This window comes from Achromobacter sp. 2789STDY5608615 (assembly GCF_001298995.1).
Classification (GTDB): Bacteria; Pseudomonadota; Gammaproteobacteria; order Burkholderiales; family Burkholderiaceae_B; genus Achromobacter; species Achromobacter insuavis.
Map to the genome: position 1 here is coordinate 4,806 of NZ_CYTY01000003.1, position 19,047 is coordinate 23,852.

The following is a 19,047-nucleotide window of genomic DNA, read 5'->3' on the forward strand; positions in this document are numbered from 1 at the left end:
TGCCGTAGCGCCGCGGGTCAGAGGCCGAGCTCGGACAGTCCCGGATGATCGTCGGGGCGCCGGCCCAGGGGCCAGCGGAACTTGCGGTCGGCCTCCTGGATCGGCAGGTCGTTGATGCAGGCGTAGCGGCGCGTCATCAGGCCGTCCTCGCCGAACTCCCAGTTCTCGTTGCCGTACGACCGGAACCAGTTGCCGGAATCGTCGTGCCACTCATAGGCATAGCGCACCGCGATGCGGTTGCCGTCGTGGGCCCACAGTTCCTTGATGAGGCGGTAGTCCAGTTCCCTGGCCCATTTGCGGGCCAGGAAGGCGCGCGCTTCCTCGCGGCTGTTGACGAACTCGGCGCGGTTGCGCCAGCGCGTATCCAGGCTGTAGGCCAGCGCCACCTTGTCGGGGTCGCGGCTGTTCCAGCCGTCTTCGGCCAGGCGCACTTTCTGTATCGCGCTGTCGCGGGTGAAGGGAGGAAGAGGAGGGCGGGTGGTGGGGGGGGGCGATGTCATCGCGCAGGCCTCGCAGGCGGGTGGGAAAAACGGGAACGCCACGGGCATGGCCGGGCGCTAGGGTCGGGCGGCGCCATCGCCTCAGTCGCCGGGACCCAGCAGCGTGGCGGCGGCGCGGCGCGCGCTGTCGGCGATGGCCGGATCGCGCGAGACCAGCGCCACGGCGATGGCGCCGTCGACCAGCACCAGCAGCTGCGCGGCGGCTTCGTCGGATTCGGGCAGCGCGGCCGCCCGGACCAGCGCGCGGATGTGATCGAGCAGCCGCGCCTTGTGTTCGCGCGCCACCGCCAGCACCGGGCTGGCCTCGTCGCCGATCTCGCCGGCGGCGTTCAGGAAGGCGCAGCCGCGGAAGTCCGCGCTGGCGAACCATTCGCGCAAGGCGTCGAACATGGACAGCAGCCGCGCCCTGGGCGTGGCCGCCCGCGACGTGGCGTCGATGAACCAGCGCATCCAGCGTTCGTCGCGCGCCCGCAGCGCCGCGGCCACCAGCGCGTCCTTGTTCGGGTAGTACTGGTACACGCGCTTGCGCGCCACGCCGGAGGTCTTGACGATGAGATCCATGCCGGTGGCGTGGATGCCGCCGGCGTAGACCAGCCGTTCGGTCGCCTGCAGCAGGCGTTGACGGGCGTCGTCGGCGGAGAGGTCGGGCGTGTCGGACATGATTGAGAATGATCGTTCTACCTGGATTGAGGGCAATCGTAGAACGATCGTTCTCCGCAGTCAAGCGGGTGTGTGACGCAGGCAGCATCTCCGCACCATTCAGATACATAAGCAAAACTCAAGATGCTTGCTTTATCTGTTAATTAATACTAAAATCATTAGATCGTCACGCAAAGATCCGGAAACTATTTCGGATGCCTGCCAAGGCGTTGGCCGCCAAGCCAACCCAGTCCGCCAGGACCAAGACCGCTCTGGTCCTGGCCTTCCCCCAGGCGGTTCCATTGAAGCTCCATGCTTGGCCGCCGGCTTTTACCCGTCGACGACCCCAGGGCCATGCCCTGGCGCCCGTTCCTGATGCCTCCCTCGCATTGCCACCAGAGCATCCCGGGCGCGCTGGATATCCGAGTCGTTCCCTGCGCAGGGCAGGCCGACATCGCACACAGGAGTACGCACATGTCCCAACTGATCGCCAAGAAACCGCGCTTTGAAGTTCCGCCGCTGAACTGGAAGGCGCCAGGCTCGCGCCCGGACCCCGAAACCTCCTCCCGCCCGGAAACCACCGAGGCCACCCAGGACAAGAACGCGACCCGCGTCCCTGACTGACCCGCTTCAAGGCAAAAACGCCGCGTCGAATCCGACGCGGCGTTTTTTTTGGGCGGCGCGAAGGCGGCTGTCCGCCGTCAGCCGGTGTCTCCGGGCACCACCCGGTTCTTGCCATCCATCTTGGCGCGATAAAGCAGTTCGTCGGCGCGGCGGAACAAGGTGTCGGCCGTGCCGGCTTCGGGCCCGCGCGCCAGGGCCACGCCGAAGCTGGCGGTCAGCCCGAACACCGTGCCGTTCTCCGCCGTCACCCGGGCCTGGGCGATGCGCTGGCGCATGCGTTCGGCCATCTCCACCGCCTGGTCGGCCGTGCCGACGTGGCACAGCACGGCGAATTCCTCGCCGCCCACCCGCGCCACCACGTCCGCCTGCCGCAAGGTCTGCCGGCACAGCTCGGCGACCGTTTTCAGGGCTTCGTCGCCGCTGGCATGGCCGTAGGTGTCGTTGATGCCCTTGAAATCGTCGATGTCGAACAGGATGAAGGCCAGCGCCGCGCCGGCGCCGCGCCATTGCGACAGGGCCTGATCCAGGCGGCTCTCGAAGGCGCGGCGGTTGAGCAGGCCAGTCAGGAAGTCGGTCTCGGCCATGACCGCCAGGTCGACGATCAGGCGGTCGCGTTCCAGTTCGGCGCGCTTGCGCGCGGCGGCGTTGTCCTTGAGCACGCTCAGCGCCTCGAACATGCCGTCGACCTCGCCGCGGTACTTGCCCACCGGAATCGCGGCGGCTGGCGTGCCGTTGGCGATGGCGCCGATGATGCGGGTGGCCTGCACGAACGGCCGGATCACGCGCAGGCGGAATTGCCGCAGCGACAGCATCAGCGCCACCGCCAGCGCGGCGGCGGCCACCAGGGTGATGACCAGCAGCCGGATCGCATGGCGCCGATGCTCGCGCATGCTCGCCTCCATCTGGTCCAGCATCAGGTCGCGGAACTGGCTGATGGCATGCATCAGCGGCACGTAGGTCGCGGCCAGCTCGCGCGCGCTGATGGTGGCGCCGCCGGGTTGCAGCGCCGCCATGTCGCGCACCTCCGCCAGATAGCGCATGCCCTCGCCGAAATAGAAGTGCCGCAGGTCGCCATAGGCCAGCGACGCGCGCAGGTCCGGCCGCGCCGCCAGCCGCATTTCCAGCAGGTCGTGCAACTGGTCGATGCGCCCCAATACCCGCTCCATGCGGTATTCGTCGGATTCGGTCAGTTGGCGGTGCTTGGCCAGCGCCGGCGTGAAGGTCGAACCCAGCAGGCCCGCCTGTTCGCGCAGCTCGCTCGCCAGCAGCGCCAGGGTCAGCAGATTGGGCGCGTCGGCCTCGTTCTGCATCACCACGCCGGCGCTCTCGGCCATCGCCGCCTGCAGCTCGGGCACCAGCGCCACCATGCCGTTCACCGCCGCCAGCACGCGCTGGCCCGAGATGTCGGCGCGCGGCGTGGCGATCAGCGCGTCGGCGTTGTCGCGGGCCTTGATCAGCGCGTAGCGGATGCGCTGGATGTTGGTGAATTCCCGCGCGCTGTTCGGATTGAGCGGGGCGCGGTACAGCGCCAGCAGGTCGGCGATGCGGGTATCGCTGCGCTCGCGCGCCGCCCGCAGCTCATCCAGCAGCGATTCGGCGACCGGGTAGTCGGCGCCCAGGGCGGCATTCATGGGGCCGCGCTCGGCGGACACCGTTTCCATGGCCGTGATGGTGGTGCGGACGATGGCGAAGGCGCGCAGCGCGTCGCCGGTGGCGAGATAGGCGGCGCGGCTCTGGAGCAGCAGGATCCCCGTCAGCACCGACATCGGCAGCAGCACGCCCGCCGCCAATATCAGGAAATAGCGTTCCAGTGACTTGATCGAGAATCTACTGCGCAGCATACGGGTGGGCCGGCCTGATGCGATGTGACTGTGCGCGCAGGATACTGTAATTGCGCGGCCCCCAGGCCCGCCGCGATACATGGCATTGCGTTATCGCCGCTGCCGGCGCAACAGTCTTGCAATTGAATGCAGCCGATTACGCCATGGCGCGAAATTCACGCAATCCGGCTGCCCGCGCGGGTAAAACACGCGCTCGGCGGCCCGCCCGACGGTTCATGGCCGTTCGAGGATGCGCGGCCCCGGTCCGTCGCGGCCCAGCACGTCGTCCGGATTGCGCAGCGGACAGTCCGTGAGCGACAGGCAGCCGCAGCCGATGCAGCTGTCCAGCTCGTCGCGCAGCCGGGTCAGCTTGCGGATGCGTTCATCCAGGTTGGCCCGCCATTGCGACGACAGCGCTTTCCATTGTGCCGGCGTCAGCTTGTTGCCGTCCTGCGGGAAGCGCGACATGGCCTCGCGGATTTCCTCCAGCGGAATGCCGGTGCGTTGCGCCACCTTGATGATGGCGATGTAGCGCAGCACGATGCCGGGAAAGCGGCGCTGGTTGCCGCCGCTGCGCGAGCTCTGGATCAAGCCCTTGGCTTCGTAGAAGTGGATCGTCGAGACCGGCACGCCGCTGCGCCGGGCGACTTCGCCCACCGTCATGAGCCGCGTGATGTCGATCGGCTTGTCGCCCGCCATGGAAGTTGACCTCAAGTTAGGTTGAGGTCTTATAGTCCGTCGCGCCGGATTTGGCAACCCGCCGGATCCGCATGCCGCCCCGTCCGCCGGGCGGGGCAGCGCCGACCATCAGGAACAGGACCCATGCAGACGCCGCAGTACATCGAATCCCTGCTTCAGAGCTCTTGGCTCTGGTTCATCGCCCGGCTGTGCCTGGCGGTGGTGTTCATCGCCTCGGGCGCCGCCAAGCTGATCGACTTTCCGGGCGGGGTGGCGGAAATGCGTGGCGCCGGGCTGGAGCCGGCGCGGCTGTTCAATATCGCGGTGGCGGCGCTGATGCTGGCCGGTTCGATCCTGATCCTGGCGGACCGCGCGGTCTGGCTGGCCGCCGCCGCGCTGGCGGTGTTCCTGGCGCTGACGATCTTCATCGTGCACGCCTTCTGGCGCCTGCCCGAACCGCAGGCCAAGCTGGCCCTGTTTTTCGCGCTGGAGCACGTGTCGGTCATCGGCGGCCTGTTCGCGGCCGCCATCGCCAGCCACTACCGGGCGCTGGCGACGGCCTAGGGGGTGCCGTGCAGCACCACGCGGTTGCGGCCCTGCTGCTTGGCGGCATACAGGGCGGCGTCGGCCGCGTGGAACACCTGCACCACGTCCGGCCCGCTGGTCGGCCACTGCGCCACGCCCGCCGACATCGTGATGCCGCCCACCTGCGGGAATTCGCGTTCGGCGGTGCGCTGGCGCAGCCGCTCGGCCACGATCACCGCTTCCGTCGGCGCCACCCCCGGCAGCAGGATCAGGAATTCCTCGCCGCCGTTGCGGCACAGGATGTCGCCGGGGCGGGAGCAGTCGCGCATCAGCTGGGCGACGTCCTGGATCACCTTGTCGCCCGCGGTGTGGCCGTAGGTGTCGTTGACCTGCTTGAAGTGGTCGATGTCCAGCGCCAGCACCGAGAACGGCGTGCCCGAGGCCTGCAGGTGGTCGACCGCGTCCTGCGTGCCGCGCCGGTTGCGCAGCCCGGTCAGCGGGTCGGTGATGCTGGCCAGGTTCAGCTTGCCGATCTTCTCCTGCAGGGTGGTGAAGCTCCAGATCACCGCGCGCTTGAGGCGTTCGGCCTCGAAATACCAGGCGCGCACCGATTTGACCCGTTGCATCGCCACCGCCACGTCATGGTGCTCGACGTTGGTGGCCAGTTGCGACAGCGGCAGCGAGATCTGCCGCGCGCACCACCAGATCGCCAGCAGGAACACCAGCGCCAGCGGCGCGGCGTAGCCCAGCAGCGCCCACAGCAGTTCGCGGATCGGTTCCAGGGTCACGGCGGTGGGGCGCTGGGCCACCACGCCCCAGCCGCTGGCGGGCACTGGCGCGTAGCCGGCCAGCATGTCCACCCCGCGTGAATTGACCACCCGGCGCGCGCCGGCCTGGCCCTCGATCACCGCCTCGATCACCGGATTGCCGCTCACCACCTCGCCGACCCGGCTCGCATCGGTGTGATAGATCAGCCGTCCGTCGCCATCCACCACGTAGAGGTAGGAGCCGTCTTTGTAGTGGTGCAGGCCCAGCAGGTCGTCCAGCGCGCTTTCCTTGCGCAGGTGCAGGGTGCCGGCGATATAGCCCAGGAAGCGGCCATCGGCGGCCAGTATGGGGTAGGACGGGTTGATCAGCAGATTGCCGGCGATCGAGACGTAGGGCTTGGTGATGACCGGATGGCGGCTTTGCAGCGCGGCGCGGCTGCCCGGGCTGTCGATGCGGGTGCCGAGAAAGCTGCGGAAGTCCTGGGTGGTGGCCAGGATCACGCCGTCGGGGCCGACCACGCCGACCGAATTGAAGGTGTCGCTCTGCTCCTGCACCCGCCGCACCTCGGCCGCCAGCATGTCCGGGGCGTCCATGTGCGCCGCGATCTGGCGCGCGCTGTAGCCCAGCTGGCGCTCGGCCGCCTTGAGGAAGCCGCCGGCGCTCTGCGCCAGCTTGGCGGCGTAGACGCGGTTCGCTTCCAGGGTGGTGGTGATGAGCTGTTCGCGCTGCAGCCGGTAGCTGGCGTACAGGGCATTGGCGGTAGCGGCGATGGCGCTGAATATCGTAAGCGCGAGCACCAGGCCGCGTAGATTGATTCGCATGGGGAGCACAGCAGGCATGGGTCTCGTTATGGGCGCGGCGCTGCGGTGTGCCGGCAGGCGCCATTGTATGCAAGCGCGCGCCGGGTCTCCCCGGGATCGAGCGGGTGTGGCTGGCGCGCTACGGTGTTTCGTCCCCGGATGGCGTGTCCAGCAGGCGCGCCGCGCGCGACCGGGGCGCGGCGCCGGCCCGGAAATACCCCATGACGGTGGCCACGCTGGCATGGCCGGTCATGGCCATGGCGTCGCCCAGCGGCACATTCTGGCGTCCGGCCTCGGTCACGAAGCCCGAGCGCAGGCTGTGGGCCGAGAAATCGCCCTCGATGCCCGCCAGGCGGCAGCGCTCCTGGACGATGGCGCGCACCGCGGCGGCGGCCAGCGGCTCGCCGATCACGTCGCCGCGGCGGATGCGGCGGAACAGCGCGCCCTGGCGGATGCCGCTGGCGGCCAGCCAGGCGTCCAGGGCCCGCGCCGCCGCGCCGGCGATCGGCTTGCGGTCCTGGGCGCGGTCGGCGCCGGACTGGTTGGTTTTGGAGTGCGACAGCAGATAGAGGTAGTCCTCGCCCACCTTGCGGGTGTTCTCGACGGTGGCCCCGATGACCTCGGAGCGCCGCCGGCCGCCGCTGGACCAGGCGAACAGCAGCAACGCCCGGTCGCGCAGGCCGCGCAGGGAGTCGTCGCAGGTGTCCAGCAGGGCCTGCAGCGGCTCGCGCGTCAGGGCGTCCTTGCGGGCCGGCGTCGCGCCGCGGCGGGCGTAGGCGCGGCGGGTACGGGCCAGCAGCTCGCGCACGGCGGCGGCGCGGCAGGGGTTGGGCAGTCCGGCCAGTTCATGGGCCTTGGACAGCACCGACAGCCGCTGCAGCAGCGTGTTCAGGCTGGGCGGCCCGAGCCGGCCCTTGGCCTTGAGCCGCACCAGCTCGCTGTCCAGCGCCGGCGGCAGTTCCGAGGTCAGCCCGTGGGCGCCGGTGCGCTGGGCGTGGTCCACCACGAACTGGATCACCGCCGCCTCGGACAGGGGCAGGGCCAGCGGCTGGCCATAGCGCAGGCCGAACCAGGCTGACCAGTAGCGGATCGCGGCGCGATAGCTGGCGGCCGTATTGGGCGAACTGCCTTCGCGCAGCAGGTCGCGCATGGCGGCGTCGGCCTGGCGGTCGAGCGCGCGGGGGTCCAGCAGGGGCAGCGGGGCCGGGGAGGAGGGCAGCATGCGGGGCGGGAAATGACCGGGATCGCGGAGCCTGGCGTGGCAACGCCCGTGGATACTATCATTCCGCTACGTCGCTACCCGCCCCGAAGGTGCCGCCCAGATGCATGATTCCACCTACCGCATGATCGCCGCGCTGCGGATGCGCCAGTTCGAATTGCTGACGGTGCTGGCGGACACCGGCAGCATGCGCGCCGCGGGCGAGAAGCTCTGCGTGAGCACCGCCGCGGTCAGCAAGGGCCTGGGAGAAATCGAGACGCTGCTGGGCATCACCGTGTTCGAGCGCCATGGCCGCGGCGTGAGCCTGACGCGCGACGGCGACATCCTGGTGCACCGCGCCCGCCTGCTGCTGTCCGAGGTGGCCAATCTGGCCGATGACCTGCGCGACCGCAAGCTGGGACACGATGCGGTCCTGCGCATCGGCGCGCCGCCCTTCATCGCCTGGTCGCTGCTGCCCGACGTGCTGCGCGGCATGGCGGGCGACGCGGGATTGCCGCCGGTGCAGATCGTCGAAGGCCGCCTGGACGACACGCAGCGCAAGCTCGAAAGCGGCGAGATCGACGTCCTGCTGACCATGAACACCTCGTCCGAGCTGGGCGGGCTGTGCCAGGAGGGGCTGATGATCCGGCCGGTGGGGCGGGAACAGTGGATCGTGGTGTGCGCCGGCGATCACCCGCTGGCGCTGGCGCCGCGCGCGGCGCCGTGGACCTGGCGCGAACTGAAACAGCAGGCCTGGGTATTGCCGGCCCGGCCGACGCAGGCCCGGCTGATGATCGAGCAGTTGCTGCTGGACCACAACCTGCCGCCCATCGCGCCCGCCATCGAGTCCATGAACGCCATCACCAATCTCAAGCTGGTCGAGCGCCGGCTGGGCCTGAGCCTGCTGGCCCGGCGCACGGTGGAGGAGCGCCTGGCCCGCGGCAGCTTGGTGGCGCTACCGGTCGAGGCGCTGCCGGAGCCGATCCCGATCGTGATGGTGTACCGGACGCCGTGGCACCAGGACGACATCATCGAGCGCTTTCACGATGCCGCGCACGCGCTCCTGCAGGCCGCCACCAGCGCCTCGGCCGACATGCCGTCGGGCAGCACCGACGCCAGCAGGTCATTGCGGTCGCGGAACGATTCGGCGTAGACCGCCTCCAGCAGGGTGATGCAGGCGGACAGCAGCGGGCAGTCGATGCCCAAGAGGCGCGCCAGCCGTTCCTGGAACACCAGGCCGAACGGCACGTCCTCCAGCACGTAGCGATGCGCCAGCCGGGCCGGGCCGAGCGGGCCGGCGCCGCGTGCGTCGATGGCCCGCGCGATGTCCTCGAGCGGGCCCAGCGGCACGTGGTACGAGCGCGAGTAATGCTGCGCCAGGGTCGGCAGCGTGAATCCCAGCGCCCCGGCCAGCGCCAGCCGTTCCCCATCCAGCGCCTGCGCCATGTTGGCGACCACGCCGGTGAAGTGGCCGAACAGCGGCCAGGCCTCGCCACGGTCCATCCGGGTGAGGTTGGGGATCACCTCCGCCGCATGCGCGATCGGGTTGATGTTGGCCAGGGTGCTGGCCAGCAGGTTGTCGACCGGCGTGAACCGGTCGCCGAACAGGGTCCGGCAATCGGCCAGCGCGTCGCCGCCGCCCTCGGACGGGGCCAGCCAGGCCATGCCGATCTGGCCGCGCGGCGCGTTCAGGTGCAGGCGGCCGTCAGGCAGGAAGTGGGCGGTGGTGAGGGTCGTGCTCCAGCCGACCGCGGTGACGTCGGCGCCATGCGCCGCCGCCGTCCGCCGCAGCCACAGAGGCAGCAGCGACAGGGCGCCGCTGACGATCAGGGTCTGGCCGTCGCGCCAGTAGGGCGCCGCGTCTTGCAGGACCTGCCGGTACTGGGACGCGGGCAGGCAGATGAAGACATGGCTGTAGTCCGACAGGTCGGCCAGCCGCGCCAGCCGTTCCACCGCCACGGCGCCCTCCAGCGCGCCGACGCAGTCGAAGCGCGCCCGGCCGGGCTCGGCATGCGGCCGCAGGCGCCGCCCGGTGGGCGACCACATCGCCACCGGCAGGCCGCTGGCCCGCAGATAGGCCGCCGTGGCGCAGCCGATGCCGCCGGCCCCGACGATCGCGATACGGAAATCGTTGCGCGGCATGTCATTTCACCGAGATGTGGCGGTCGCTGATGATCTTGCCCCAGCGCTGGTTTTCACGCGTGGTGTAGTCGCGCAGCTCGGCCGGACTGGTGCCCATCACGATCACGCCCTGGTGGATCAGCTTCTGCCGCAGGTCGGCGTCGCCGAGCGCCTTGACCAGGGCGCCGTGGAGCCGGTCGATCACCGGGGCGGGAGTGCGCGCCGGCACGAACAGGGCGAAGGCGGTGGCGATCTCGAAGTCCTTGACGCCGGATTCGGCCACGGTCGGCGCCTCGGGCAGCAATGGCGAGCGCTGATCGCTGGAGACGGCCAGGGGCAGCAGCCGGCCCGACTTCAGGAACGGCAGCGAGACGCCCAGGTCCAGGAAGGCCATGTCGACTTCGCCGCTCATTACCGCCGTGGCGGCCGGCCCGCCGCCCTGGTAGGGAATGTGGGTCATCTCGATGCCGGTCAGGGCCATCAGCTGTTCGGCCGCCAGGTGGCTGGTGGACCCCTGGCCGCCCGAGGCGAAGGTCAGCCGGCCCGGCTTTTCGCGCGCCAGCGCCAGCAGTTGCGCCAGGGTCTTGACCTTCAGCGCGGGGTTGACGGTCAGCACCAGCGGGCTGGCGCCCAGCAGCGACACCGGCGCCAGGTCGCGTTCATGCTGGTACGGCAGCTGCTTGTACAGGTGCGGGCCGATCACGAAGGTGCTGTTGGTGGCCAGCAGGGTGGTGTAGCCGTCCGGCGCCGCGCGCACCGCCTGGGCGTGGCCGATCGAGCCGTTGGCGCCCGATTTGTTCTCGATCACGATGGGCTGGCCCAGCTCCTTGGCCAGGACGGTGCCCAGCTGGCGCGCCAGCAGATCCACCGCGCCGCCCGGCGGCCACGGCACGATCAGGTTGACGGGCCGTTGCGGGTAGGCGCCCGCGGCCGTGGCGGACTGGGCGCCGGCGTTGCCGCCCCATAGCAGGCAGAACGGAAGCAGCAAGGTTGCCAGGCGGATACTGCGCGGGAGGATCATGGCCATCTCCAGGGATTGACGGCCACAGTGTAGGAAGGCGGCGCGGGGCCGGCCATCGACAAATGGTCAACGCGCCTTAACGGGACGTTGAGCGTGCGGCGACGACGCTATACCGGGGTGACCGGCCCCCGTCCGAAGAACACGCCCTCCAGATTCAGCATGAAGATCCCGAACTGGGCGTCGATCGCCTCCGGCGACCAGCCGCCCACGTGCGGGGTCAGCAGCAGGCGGTCCTGCGCGATCAGTGCCGGGGGCGGGGCGGGTTCGCTTTCATAGACATCCAGCGCCGCCCCGGCGATGCCGCCGGACGCCAGCGCGGCGGCCAGGGCCTGCGTATCCACGATGCTGCCCCGGCCGACATTGACCAGATAGCCGCCCGGGCCGAGCTCCCGCAGCACGGCCGCATTGACCATGTGCCGCGTCGCCGCGCCGCCGGGCATGGCGCAGACCAGCACGTCGCACCAGTGCGCCAGCGCCAGCGCGTCATCGAAGTACTGATAGTCGAATTCCCGCCGCGCGCGGCGGTTGTGGTAGCCGACCGCCATCCTGAAAGCCTGGGCGCGGCCGGCGATGCGTTCGCCCACCGAGCCCAGGCCCAGGATGCCGAGGCGCTTGCCCGAGACGTTGGTGGGCAGGGCGATGGCCGTGCGCCAGACGCCTGCGCGGCACAGTCGGTCCAGGGTGCGGAAATCGCGCATCGCCGCGATTACCATGCCCATGGCGTGGTCCGCGACGCATTCGTCGTTGGCGCCGCGCCCGTTGGTCACCCAGATGCCGCGGGCCTGGGCCGCCGCCACATCGATGTTCTCGTAGCCGGCGCCCATGCTGGCGACCAGCCTGAGGCGGGGCAGCCGGTCCATTTCATCGGCGCGCAGCCCCAGCAGGCCGATGGTCAGCACCGCCTCGAATTCGGCGCCGCGGGTCTGCACGACGCGGGCCCGCTCTTCGGGCGTCAGCGCGAAGGTGGGTTGATGGCGCTGCCGCAGGGCCGCCTCTTGCGCGGGACCCAGCTCGCAGAGCACCAGAACGGAAATGCTCATAGACGGATTGCTCTCTCTGAAACTGCCACGATCTGCTCCTTGCTGTGCGTGTCGGGGTGCGACTGTAGTGGCCCGCTCAATGAAGAACAATCGCTAAAATCAACCGGAATTATTCAAAAAAACTGATCAATGACTTCCGACATCAATTTCAATCTGCTCCGCGCCTTTCTCCTGATCGCGGAGACCAGGAGCTTTCGCGGCGCGTCCGAACAGGCGCATCGCTCGCAGTCGGCGATCAGCGCGCAGATCAAATTGCTCGAGGCGCAGGTGGGCGCCGAGCTGTTCCACCGCACCACGCGCAGCGTCCAGCTGACGGCGGCCGGCAAGCAGCTGTTCGACGCCGCCCGGCGCGGCGTGCGCGAGGTCGAGGCGGGGGTGAGGGAGGTGCGGGAGACGCTGGCCCTGCAGGCCGGCCACGTGGCGGTCGCGGCCACGCCGATTGCCGCCGCCGCGTTGCTGCCGCCCGTGCTGGCCCGCTTCGAGACCCTGTATCCCGGCGTCCGGATGTCGGTGCGCGAGCGGCAGTCGGCGGACGTGCAGGCCCAGGTGCTGCAGGGCGAGGTGGATTTCGGCGTGGTGCCCGGTCCGATGGGCGCCGAATGCGAGTTCGAGCCGCTGGTGACCGAAGAGATCTGCGCGCTGATGGCGCCCCGTCTGTGCCCGGACGCGGCGGACCTGATGCCGTTGAAGGACGTCGCCCGCTTGCCCTTGCTGCTGCTCAGCGACGCCACGTCGCTGCGCATCCTGCTGGACCAGGCGGCGGCGCGGGCGCGCATCCGCCTGACGCCGAAGTACGAATGCATACAGGCCCATACCTTGATCGCGATGGCCGCGGCCGGGCTGGGCGTGGCCATTCTTCCGCGGCTGGCTTTGCCCGCCAGGCCCCCCAAGGGGCTGCGGATCTGCCGGTTGTCGCCATCGCTGACGCGCCAGATGGGGCTCCTGACCCTGCGGGGGCGCCGGCTGGCGCCCGCCGCCGACAAGCTGGCCGCCCTGGTTCGGGAGGCCGCGGCGAAGGTGGTCGCGCGCTAGGGTTGCCGCCGGGTCGTCGCCGCGCCGCGATGCTCGTCTCGCAACCGATGATTGCTTCCCCAAGGCCGCCATCGTCGCATCGTGGGGCGGCGGCAACGGATCGCCTTTAAACTGTGTCTCTTTGCCAGATGCCGGAATCGTTGCCCATGAAAGTCCCCCGAGTCGATGACAAGCCGCCGCGCCCGCCGCGTACCAAACCCGCGGAGGTCCGGCTGGAGGAATTGATGGCCGCCGCCGAAAAGCTGTTCCTGGCCAACGGGGTCGAAGCCACCACCATCAATGCGATCGTGGAAGAGGCCCAGGTCGCCAAGGGCACGTTCTACCACTACTTCTCCGCCAAGACCGACATGCTGGCGGCGTTGGCCCAGCGTTACACGCGCCAGTACCTGGAAGCGCTCGAACGCGCCGTGGATGCCTGTGCGGCGGATGACTGGGTGGGCAAACTGGGGGCGTGGGTGCATGCCAGCGTCCAGACCTACGCCGACACCTACCGCACGCACGACATCGTCTATAGCAATCACCACCACCACGACCGCCAGAACCGCGACAAGAATGCCATCCTGGACCAGCTGCTCGGCATCCTGGAAGGGGGCAGGGTCGCCGGGGTGTGGGCGCTGCCCCGACCCCGGATCACGGCGCTGCTGATCTATTCGGGCGTGCATGGCGTGACGGACGACGCCATCGCGGCACGCCTGGAGGATTGCTCGGAATTCGCCCGTGACGTTGCCGCGGACTGCCTGTGCATGCTGGGCGTGCCGCCGCCAGCCATGTCTATGCGCTCCCCGCCAGCGCGTTGACCAGCGGGGCGACGCAGGGCGCCTGCGCCAGATCGTTGATCCGCGCGGCGACAAGGGGGGCGGCGCGGCGCATGGCGGCGCTGGCGGACAGGCTGCAGCACAGCATGAATTTGCGTTCGAGCGCGGCCTGGTCGAGCGGGTTTTCCGGCCATCCCCGTCCATACGCGGCCGCCACCACGACCGGCGCGGCATCGGCAGGCCGGATCTCCAGGCGGCAGGCATCGAAGCGCGCCAGCGAGGGATCTTCGATGATCTCCACCCGTTGCGCCAACGCCTGCACGGCCGGTTCCCGGGCCGCCCTGGCGGTGAACTGCGCCGGGGTGGCGGCGCCGCGCAGCAGGGCATTGGCCACGATATAGCGGGCGCTGAACTGCGCATCGATTTCGGCGGTTTCCGCCGGGGCATAGGGCGCGCCGCACACCATGCGCATGGTGGGCGACACATGCAGCCGCAAGGTGCTGCCAGCCAGCCGCGGTCGCGGCAGTTCATGGCGACGCGCCAGCAATGCGTCCGTCAGCGCCAGCAGGATGCTGCAATGCGGGTAGGGCTTGAAGCAAGTCGCCTCGCGCCCCAGGTAGCGGTGCCCCAGATCGGCCGTCAAGGCGCTCAAGTCCGGCTCACCCGGCGCGTAGAGCCGGAAAAAGCCGTTTTCGCCGCCCAGGATGCGGCGGGGGGCGGTCAGGCCGGCCTGCGCCATTTGCGCGGCTTCGATCGCGTGGCGCGCCACCATGGCCTGGCCGATGCGGACCGCAAGGACCTTGTCCTGATAGTGCTGGAAGGTGCCGATGCCGGAATCGAACGCCAGCCCCACCGCCGACGTGAAGGATTCGCGCGGCAGGCGCAACAGCCTGGCCGCGATGACGGCGCCGGAGAACAGGCCCAGGACATTGGAATCGAAGCCGCGGTAGAAGAAACCGTGGGCCTGCGCGGCCAGATTGATACGCTGGCCGACATCCTGGCCGATGGCCAGCGCCGCGAGCAATTCGCGCCCGGAGGCGCCGCAGTGCTCCGCCATGGCCAGCGCGACCGGAATATCCGAGGAGCTTGGATGCCAGCCCGGAGAGATCACGTCGCAGAAATCCAGCGCCCGCGCGCGCACGGCATTGACGAAGGCCGCCTGGCCCGCGGCCAGGCGGGTGTCGGTGCCCAGCACGGTGGCTTCCTCGGCGCCGCTCCAGCGCCGCGCCAGCGACAGGGCGGCGTCGACCCCGGAGGCGTCGTAACCCGCGGCCAGGCAGGCCAGGTGGTCGAGCAGGCGCAGGCGCTGGAACGCCAGGGTGGCAGGCGGGATATGGTCGCTGTGGACCGCGTGGGCGGCGTCGAGCAAGGGGGAGATCGGATCCTGGGCGTACATGGGGTTCTTCCGGTTCAAGGCATGAAGGCTGGGCGCGCGCCGACGGTGGCGCTGGCGTGGTCGCGGGCATGGCTCAGGCACAACGCATTCAGTCCGGCGTCCAGGCCCGAGTACCAGGCGCCGCCCGCCAGCATCATGCGTTCGCCGTAGTTGCGCAGATAGGCCTGCGCGCGCTCGGCGGCATGGCCAACGGGATAAAGCGCCAAGGTCTTGAGCAAGGCCGGCGCCTGGACGCCGGCCGCCGGGCGGATGGCGCCGAACGGCGCGTCCATGAGCCCGGCCGTGTTGGCGTTGCTGCCCGCCTGGCCGGCAAAGCAGTGGATGACCGCGCAGAGCAGCGGCGCGCCCGCGTTACCCTCGGGCGCGTGGCGCGGGCAATCGAACTTGGCCGTCCCGGCGGCGCCCGGGGGCACCAGCGCCCCGTCCGCCAGCCGGATCGCCCGCCAGGCGCCGGCGCGCGCGGACAGGTCGGCCTGCACGGCGTCGTTGTCGGGGATGATCTGGATTTCACCGTCCAGCAGCCGCAGGCCGGCGGTCCATTCCCACAGGTTGCCGCACAGGTCGGCAATGCCGTGCGCCGTGCCGTCGTGCCGCCAGCGGTCGGGCCCGGAGCCGGTCAGGGTGGCGGGGTTGCCCTGGGCGCAGCCGGGCGCGCGGCCATCGACCCGCACGCCATGCTGCCCGGGCGCCACGGCGTCCCGGCCTTGGTCGGTATTGCCGCGCGGGAGGTGGCCGCGTTCGCGGCACCATTGCGCCAGCGCGGCCCGTTCGGCATTGGTGGCCAGGTGCCAGCCGGGGCCGCAGGCCCGCGCGGCCCGATGGGCTTGATCGAAATCCATGCCGCTGCCGGGCGCCTGGCCGGGCAGGCTGAGCAGTTCGCCGGCGCGTATCACGCCGCCATAGGTGCCGTAGAAGAACACCTGCTGCTGCCGTCCGGCCAGAACGAATGCGGGGTGTTCGCCGCCGGGAAAATCCTGCCGCAGGATCAGGTTCATGTAGCTGGCCTGTCCGCGGCGGGTATACAGCACGGTGCGCCGTCCGCCCGAGGCGCGTTCCACGCGGGCGCGCAGCGCGTCCTGTTTCCAGTAGGTGATCATGGCGATGGCTCCGGTGAATTCTGGCGTAGCGAACCGTCGACAATGACCTGCCAGTGCCCTTGGGAGCAGGGCTCGACCCGCGCGTCGACGCCATAGACCCGCGCGAGCAAGGCCGGGGTGATGACCTGTCGCGGCGCGCCCTGGGCGAACACGCCTGTCTGGTGCAGCACCACGGCATGGTCGGCAAAGCGCAGCGCGTGATTGAGGTCATGGATCGCCATGACGATGCATAGCGACCGCTGGCGCGACAGCCCGCGCAGCAGGGCCAGCACCTCGTATTGGCGTTGCAGGTCGAGCGCGCTGGTGGGCTCGTCCAGCAGCAGGATGCGGGGCGATCGGATCAACGCCTGGGCGATCGACACCAGCTGGCGCTGCCCGCCGCTCAACGCCGCCAGTTCACGCCCGGCCAGGTCGCCGATCCGCAGGGCTTTCAGCAGATGCGTCACGGCGTCGAGTTCGGTCTCATCGACCGACCAGCCCGCCCCTTGCTTGGCCGCGAGCAGTACGGCCTCGAACACCCGCAGCGACGATCCGCTGGAGATGTCCTGCGGCACGTGGGCGGGGCGATTGGGGTGCTGCGGCGGCCACGACACGACCGACCGGCCCGCCACCGCGACCGCCCCCGGACCGGACAACTCCCCCGCGATGCGGCGCAACAGCGTCGACTTGCCCGCCGCGTTCGACCCCAGCAAGGCGGTCACGCTGCCCGGCATCAACCCGGGCAGGTCGATCCCGTGCAGCACGCGTCGGGCGCCGTATGACGCGCCCACGCCGCGCACGTCGAGCAGGGGCGCGCTCATGGCCGCCTCCGGCGCAGGATCAGGGTGAAGAACAGCGGCACTCCCACCAGCGAGGTGACAATGCCGATCGGCAAGGTCTGGCCGGGCAGCACCGACTTGCTGAGCACCGAGGCGGCGGACAGCAGCAGCGCGCCGCACAGCGCGGCGGCCGGCAGCAGGAAGCGCTGGTCTTCGCCCACCACCATCCGCGCGATATGCGGTCCCACCAGCCCGATGAACCCGATGGTGCCGACAAACGACACGCAGACCGAGGCCAGCAGGCTGCCCAGCAGGATGCTGCTCAGGCGCAGCCGGGCGACGGGAATGCCCAGGCTGGCCGCGCGCGCCTCGCCCAGCCGCAGCGCCGTCAGGGCCCATGCCTGGCGCGCAAAGACCAGCCAGACCCCGGCAAGCACGCCGCCCATGATGGCCAGCTTGAGCCAGTTCGCGCGCGACAGGCTGCCCATGGTCCAGAACACGACGGCCGATAACGCCTGGTCCGGCGCGACATACTGCAGGGCTTCGAGCAGGGCGGTAAACGAGAACACGAGTGTCGTGCCCAGCAGCACGATCATCTCGCTGCTGATGCCCGGTTTGCGGCTCAGGCGGTGGATGAACAGCGCGGCGCCCATGGAAACGAGAAAGGCATTGGCCGGGATGGCATACGCCACGGCCGCAGCGGGCAACAGCGTCACGCCCAGCACCAGGCCGATGGCGGCGCCGAAACTGGCGGCGGCGGACAGGCCCAGCGTAAAGGGGCTGGCCAGCGGATTGTTCAGCACGGTCTGCATCTGCACGCCGGCCACCGCCAGGCTGGCGCCGACCACCAGCGCGGACAGGGCGACCGGCAGGCGCAATTCCCAGAAAATGACTTGCACCGCCAGGGGCGCATCCGGCCGCCACAAGGCGGCCAGGACTTGCCCGGGCGGATAGACCGCCTGGCCGGTCGAGAGATCCAGGCCCAGGCAAGCCAGCGTCAACAGGGCGATGCCGAGCAGGATCAGGCGCCGGCGCCGGACCAGTCGCCGGTAGGCCCGCCGGCCTTGTTCGCGTTCGGCCGGCGAGGCGGGGTGCGGGGCGGACAGCGCAGAGCGTTCGTGTGTCATGAGTCGGTGTTCAGGCTGAGCCAGTAGCCTGGTTGATAGGCAACGGGCAGGAATCGCGCATGCAGTTCGCGAAAGGTGGCGTCGGGATCGAGCGTGGCGAAACGCTCGGGATGCAGCCACTTGGCGACCTTCTGCAAGGCGACGAAGTAGTAGGGGTTGTCATAGAAGGGGTGCCAGATGGCGTGTACCCGCCCCCGCCGCACGGCGGCGAGCGTGCGATAGGCCGGCCGCTGCATCAGGCGCCGCAGGCGCGCATGGCCTTCGGACGGATCGGCGCCCGGGCCGAGATTGACCCAGTCGCCCGTCGGCGAATACAGCCTCCAGTCGGCCCCGGTCACCAGAATGACTTCCGGATCGGCGGCGATCACCTGCTCGGGGTGCAACGTGCCAAAGGTGCCGTGCAACCAGTGCGATCCCAGGTTGTCGCCGCCGGCGGCCGTGACCAGTTCGCCGAAATTGCCATCGCCATAGGAAAGGCAGCAATCGTCATACAGGCCGGCCGCCCGCTCGACCATGACGCTGGGGCGATGGCCGAGGTCCCGCAACGGCGCCATGACACGGTCGATCTGTCGCTGGCGAAACCGCAGGAAGGACTGGGCGCGGACAGGCTCGCCCAGCACCTCGCCCATGATTTCGATGCTGCGTCGGGTGTTCTCGAACATGCGCGTGCGGAAGTCGACGTAGGCCAGGGGCACGCCGGCCCGCGCCAGCCGCGCCGCCAGGCCGGACGATTCGGCGGCGGCGCGCGAGCTCAGGTTCAACACCACCACGTCCGGTTCCAGCGAAATCGCCAGTTCGATGTCGATGGCGCCCACATTGGAGCCGCGAAACGTGGGAATGCGGTCGATCGTGGGAAAACGCTGGCGATAAGCCTGGTAGCCCCCCAGGTCGGCGGAACGGAAGTTGTCGCCCCAGCCCACGATGGGCGTGAATGGATCGTCCGGACGCAGTAGCGCGACCACGTAGGCCAGCGGGCCGTCGCCCAGCACGATACGGCGGGCCGGCAGGCGCGCCCGCACCGGGCGGCCGGCGATATCGGTCAGCGTGGCGGTGCCCTGCGCGGTGCCGCCCGCCGTGGCCAGAGGCAGCAGCGCGGCGCCGGCCATGCCGCGCAGGATCGCCCGGCGGGGGCGGGAGGGTGTCACGGG

Annotated in this window: 19 protein-coding genes; 5 read left to right on the forward strand and 14 right to left on the reverse strand. The window is 70.0% G+C overall.

Going from position 1 to position 19,047, the window contains the following annotated elements; translation table 11 throughout:
* Nucleotides 1-17: 17 nt before the first annotated feature.
* Both AOZ49_RS03020 and AOZ49_RS03025 read right to left on the reverse strand, forming a co-directional pair.
* Nucleotides 18-500 carry a nuclear transport factor 2 family protein gene (locus tag AOZ49_RS03020; protein ID WP_054474446.1) on the reverse strand — a complete coding sequence of 161 codons (483 nt, stop codon included), beginning with the start codon at nucleotides 498-500 and terminating at the stop codon, nucleotides 18-20.
* Nucleotides 501-581: 81 nt separating this feature from the next.
* Nucleotides 582-1,160 carry a TetR/AcrR family transcriptional regulator gene (locus tag AOZ49_RS03025; RefSeq protein ID WP_054474284.1) on the reverse strand — a complete coding sequence of 193 codons (579 nt, stop codon included), beginning with the start codon at nucleotides 1,158-1,160 and terminating at the stop codon, nucleotides 582-584.
* Nucleotides 1,161-1,613: 453 nt separating this feature from the next.
* On the opposite strand from AOZ49_RS03025, the gene AOZ49_RS32870 reads away from it, so the two are divergent.
* Entirely contained in the window at nucleotides 1,614-1,763 is a 150-nt protein-coding gene (locus AOZ49_RS32870) for a hypothetical protein (RefSeq protein WP_180180120.1), read from the forward strand.
* Between the two features lie 77 nt (nucleotides 1,764-1,840).
* Here the strand turns inward: AOZ49_RS32870 and AOZ49_RS03030 are convergent, their stop codons facing one another.
* Both AOZ49_RS03030 and soxR read right to left on the reverse strand, forming a co-directional pair.
* Complete coding sequence (locus AOZ49_RS03030) at nucleotides 1,841-3,604, reverse strand: GGDEF domain-containing protein (RefSeq protein ID WP_054430356.1); 1,764 nt, start codon at nucleotides 3,602-3,604, stop codon at nucleotides 1,841-1,843.
* Nucleotides 3,605-3,817: 213 nt separating this feature from the next.
* Nucleotides 3,818-4,282 carry a redox-sensitive transcriptional activator SoxR gene (gene soxR, locus AOZ49_RS03035; RefSeq protein WP_054430357.1) on the reverse strand — a complete coding sequence of 155 codons (465 nt, stop codon included), beginning with the start codon at nucleotides 4,280-4,282 and terminating at the stop codon, nucleotides 3,818-3,820.
* Between the two features lie 123 nt (nucleotides 4,283-4,405).
* Here soxR and AOZ49_RS03040 point away from each other — a divergent pair, with 123 nt between their 5' ends.
* Nucleotides 4,406-4,825, forward strand: a complete 420-nt coding sequence (locus AOZ49_RS03040; protein ID WP_054474285.1) for a DoxX family protein — start codon at nucleotides 4,406-4,408, stop codon at nucleotides 4,823-4,825.
* Here the strand turns inward: AOZ49_RS03040 and AOZ49_RS03045 are convergent.
* Both AOZ49_RS03045 and AOZ49_RS03050 read right to left on the reverse strand, forming a co-directional pair.
* On the reverse strand, nucleotides 4,822-6,375 hold the full coding sequence (locus AOZ49_RS03045; RefSeq protein WP_054474286.1) for a sensor domain-containing diguanylate cyclase: 1,554 nt from the start codon (nucleotides 6,373-6,375) through the stop codon (nucleotides 4,822-4,824). The two genes, AOZ49_RS03040 and AOZ49_RS03045, sit on opposite strands and share 4 nt — an antisense overlap.
* Nucleotides 6,376-6,493: 118 nt before the next feature.
* Nucleotides 6,494-7,576: a site-specific integrase gene (locus AOZ49_RS03050; RefSeq protein ID WP_054474287.1), complete on the reverse strand. Its 1,083-nt coding sequence runs from the start codon at nucleotides 7,574-7,576 to the stop codon at nucleotides 6,494-6,496.
* A gap of 100 nt (nucleotides 7,577-7,676) precedes the next feature.
* On the opposite strand from AOZ49_RS03050, the gene AOZ49_RS03055 reads away from it, so the two are divergent.
* Complete coding sequence (locus AOZ49_RS03055; protein WP_054474288.1) at nucleotides 7,677-8,705, forward strand: LysR family transcriptional regulator; 1,029 nt, start codon at nucleotides 7,677-7,679, stop codon at nucleotides 8,703-8,705.
* On the opposite strand, the gene AOZ49_RS03060 is transcribed toward AOZ49_RS03055, so the two are convergent.
* The 3 genes from AOZ49_RS03060 to AOZ49_RS03070 all read right to left on the reverse strand — a co-directional run bounded on the left by AOZ49_RS03060 (nucleotide 8,594) and on the right by AOZ49_RS03070 (nucleotide 11,734).
* Nucleotides 8,594-9,694, reverse strand: a complete 1,101-nt coding sequence (locus tag AOZ49_RS03060; RefSeq protein WP_054474289.1) for an NAD/NADP octopine/nopaline dehydrogenase family protein — start codon at nucleotides 9,692-9,694, stop codon at nucleotides 8,594-8,596. The genes AOZ49_RS03055 and AOZ49_RS03060 overlap by 112 nt on opposite strands.
* A gap of 1 nt (nucleotide 9,695) precedes the next feature.
* Complete coding sequence (locus tag AOZ49_RS03065; protein WP_054430363.1) at nucleotides 9,696-10,694, reverse strand: Bug family tripartite tricarboxylate transporter substrate binding protein; 999 nt, start codon at nucleotides 10,692-10,694, stop codon at nucleotides 9,696-9,698.
* A gap of 107 nt (nucleotides 10,695-10,801) precedes the next feature.
* Nucleotides 10,802-11,734 (reverse strand): 2-hydroxyacid dehydrogenase, encoded by a 933-nt coding sequence (locus AOZ49_RS03070; RefSeq protein WP_054430364.1) that lies wholly within the window; start codon nucleotides 11,732-11,734, stop codon nucleotides 10,802-10,804.
* 129 nt (nucleotides 11,735-11,863) lie between these two features.
* Between AOZ49_RS03070 and AOZ49_RS03075 the strand changes: the two genes are divergently transcribed.
* Together AOZ49_RS03075 and AOZ49_RS03080 are read left to right on the forward strand one after the other, a co-directional pair.
* Nucleotides 11,864-12,766, forward strand: a complete 903-nt coding sequence (locus tag AOZ49_RS03075) for a LysR family transcriptional regulator (RefSeq protein ID WP_054474290.1) — start codon at nucleotides 11,864-11,866, stop codon at nucleotides 12,764-12,766.
* A 146-nt stretch (nucleotides 12,767-12,912) separates the two neighbouring features.
* Nucleotides 12,913-13,563 (forward strand): TetR/AcrR family transcriptional regulator, encoded by a 651-nt coding sequence (locus AOZ49_RS03080; RefSeq protein WP_156355570.1) that lies wholly within the window; start codon nucleotides 12,913-12,915, stop codon nucleotides 13,561-13,563.
* Here AOZ49_RS03080 and AOZ49_RS03085 read toward each other — a convergent pair.
* The 5 genes from AOZ49_RS03085 to AOZ49_RS03105 are packed head-to-tail and all read right to left on the reverse strand — an operon-like array spanning nucleotide 13,538 to nucleotide 19,044.
* Nucleotides 13,538-14,917, reverse strand: a complete 1,380-nt coding sequence (locus AOZ49_RS03085) for an MmgE/PrpD family protein (protein WP_054474292.1) — start codon at nucleotides 14,915-14,917, stop codon at nucleotides 13,538-13,540. The genes AOZ49_RS03080 and AOZ49_RS03085 overlap by 26 nt on opposite strands.
* A gap of 14 nt (nucleotides 14,918-14,931) precedes the next feature.
* Entirely contained in the window at nucleotides 14,932-16,014 is a 1,083-nt protein-coding gene (locus AOZ49_RS03090) for a hypothetical protein (RefSeq protein WP_054474293.1), read from the reverse strand.
* Entirely contained in the window at nucleotides 16,011-16,814 is an 804-nt protein-coding gene (locus AOZ49_RS03095; protein ID WP_054430369.1) for an ABC transporter ATP-binding protein, read from the reverse strand. Before AOZ49_RS03095 ends, AOZ49_RS03090 begins: the two co-directional genes overlap by 4 nt.
* On the reverse strand, nucleotides 16,811-17,899 hold the full coding sequence (locus AOZ49_RS03100) for a FecCD family ABC transporter permease (RefSeq protein WP_054474294.1): 1,089 nt from the start codon (nucleotides 17,897-17,899) through the stop codon (nucleotides 16,811-16,813). Before AOZ49_RS03100 ends, AOZ49_RS03095 begins: the two co-directional genes overlap by 4 nt.
* Complete coding sequence (locus AOZ49_RS03105) at nucleotides 17,896-19,044, reverse strand: ABC transporter substrate-binding protein (protein WP_231689839.1); 1,149 nt, start codon at nucleotides 19,042-19,044, stop codon at nucleotides 17,896-17,898. The genes AOZ49_RS03100 and AOZ49_RS03105 overlap by 4 nt, the downstream gene beginning before the upstream one ends.
* Between the last annotated feature and the right edge of the window lie 3 nt (nucleotides 19,045-19,047).

Bases quoted from the DNA above. Each gene is read 5' to 3' on its own strand.
- AOZ49_RS03020 (WP_054474446.1), bottom strand. From the start codon at position 500: ATGACATCGCCCCCCCCCACCACCCGCCCTCCTCTTCCTCCCTTCACC.
- AOZ49_RS03025 (WP_054474284.1), bottom strand. From the start codon at position 1,160: ATGTCCGACACGCCCGACCTCTCCGCCGACGACGCCCGTCAACGCCTG.
- AOZ49_RS32870 (WP_180180120.1), top strand. From the start codon at position 1,614: ATGTCCCAACTGATCGCCAAGAAACCGCGCTTTGAAGTTCCGCCGCTG.
- AOZ49_RS03030 (WP_054430356.1), bottom strand. From the start codon at position 3,604: ATGCTGCGCAGTAGATTCTCGATCAAGTCACTGGAACGCTATTTCCTG.
- soxR (WP_054430357.1), bottom strand. From the start codon at position 4,282: ATGGCGGGCGACAAGCCGATCGACATCACGCGGCTCATGACGGTGGGC.
- AOZ49_RS03040 (WP_054474285.1), top strand. From the start codon at position 4,406: ATGCAGACGCCGCAGTACATCGAATCCCTGCTTCAGAGCTCTTGGCTC.
- AOZ49_RS03045 (WP_054474286.1), bottom strand. From the start codon at position 6,375: ATGCGAATCAATCTACGCGGCCTGGTGCTCGCGCTTACGATATTCAGC.
- AOZ49_RS03050 (WP_054474287.1), bottom strand. From the start codon at position 7,576: ATGCTGCCCTCCTCCCCGGCCCCGCTGCCCCTGCTGGACCCCCGCGCG.
- AOZ49_RS03055 (WP_054474288.1), top strand. From the start codon at position 7,677: ATGCATGATTCCACCTACCGCATGATCGCCGCGCTGCGGATGCGCCAG.
- AOZ49_RS03060 (WP_054474289.1), bottom strand. From the start codon at position 9,694: ATGCCGCGCAACGATTTCCGTATCGCGATCGTCGGGGCCGGCGGCATC.
- AOZ49_RS03065 (WP_054430363.1), bottom strand. From the start codon at position 10,694: ATGATCCTCCCGCGCAGTATCCGCCTGGCAACCTTGCTGCTTCCGTTC.
- AOZ49_RS03070 (WP_054430364.1), bottom strand. From the start codon at position 11,734: ATGAGCATTTCCGTTCTGGTGCTCTGCGAGCTGGGTCCCGCGCAAGAG.
- AOZ49_RS03075 (WP_054474290.1), top strand. From the start codon at position 11,864: ATGACTTCCGACATCAATTTCAATCTGCTCCGCGCCTTTCTCCTGATC.
- AOZ49_RS03080 (WP_156355570.1), top strand. From the start codon at position 12,913: ATGAAAGTCCCCCGAGTCGATGACAAGCCGCCGCGCCCGCCGCGTACC.
- AOZ49_RS03085 (WP_054474292.1), bottom strand. From the start codon at position 14,917: ATGTACGCCCAGGATCCGATCTCCCCCTTGCTCGACGCCGCCCACGCG.
- AOZ49_RS03090 (WP_054474293.1), bottom strand. From the start codon at position 16,014: ATGATCACCTACTGGAAACAGGACGCGCTGCGCGCCCGCGTGGAACGC.
- AOZ49_RS03095 (WP_054430369.1), bottom strand. From the start codon at position 16,814: ATGAGCGCGCCCCTGCTCGACGTGCGCGGCGTGGGCGCGTCATACGGC.
- AOZ49_RS03100 (WP_054474294.1), bottom strand. From the start codon at position 17,899: ATGACACACGAACGCTCTGCGCTGTCCGCCCCGCACCCCGCCTCGCCG.